Raw genomic sequence first — 795 nt, forward strand, 5'->3', positions numbered from 1 at the left:
CATTAATACTTTCAAAACGCGAATCCACTTCATCCTGTGTAATTAATTCTATTACAGATAGAGGTGTTTTCATTTGATGAATCCACTGATTCATAAAGGTTAAATGATCATTATTTTTTCTCTCTTGTAATTGCAGCTGATTTTGATAATGACGATATTGTGCATCAAGCAAATCTTGGAGTGCGGTAGATAAAACTGCAAAATCAGATTTTTGAACGGATTCATCCAAAGATTGCAATGGATTTGCTAAACGTTCATAAAAAGAACGATGTGTAAAATAACGAAATAATAAATAACTTATCATAAAAAAAGCACCTAAAAACATTGCATATAATGCCGTTGAAATATGATTATGCCCATCAAACCAATAAACTAGGAATATGGCTAGTAGTTGGATCGCTGTAAAACAAATAAGCGGTATATGATCACGAATAAACAACCTTATCATTTTTCCATACCATTATCCCAAGTAATATGTAATCTATATCCAACACTACGAATTGTTTCAATTGCTCCTTCAATATGTAACGTTTTTAACTTTTTACGCACACGTGTTGTATTTACACTTAATGTATTATCATCAACGTAAGATTCACTATCCCATAATTTATTAAGTAACACTTCTCTACTCACAACACGCGGGTAATTTTTCATTAGCGTCTCTAATAAAATAGCTTCGTTTCTCGTTATAACAATCTCTTGCCCCCTAAGTTTTAACACAAGTCTTTCTGGATATTAACAATGACCTTGTTGCTCAATCATTCGTTCTTCTAGTTTCGGTGCATAGTCTCCGTA

Annotated in this window: 2 pseudogenes; both read right to left on the reverse strand. The window is 32.3% G+C overall.

The features are described from left to right. Positions 1-448 (reverse strand): annotated as a pseudogene (locus AC1DTM_RS29705) (sensor histidine kinase); the annotation flags it as partial. Further along, positions 445-795, reverse strand: a pseudogene (locus AC1DTM_RS29710) (winged helix-turn-helix domain-containing protein); the annotation flags it as partial. The pseudogenes AC1DTM_RS29710 and AC1DTM_RS29705, both read right to left, overlap by 4 nt.

Source organism: Bacillus sp. P4_D3 (genome assembly GCF_056401855.1).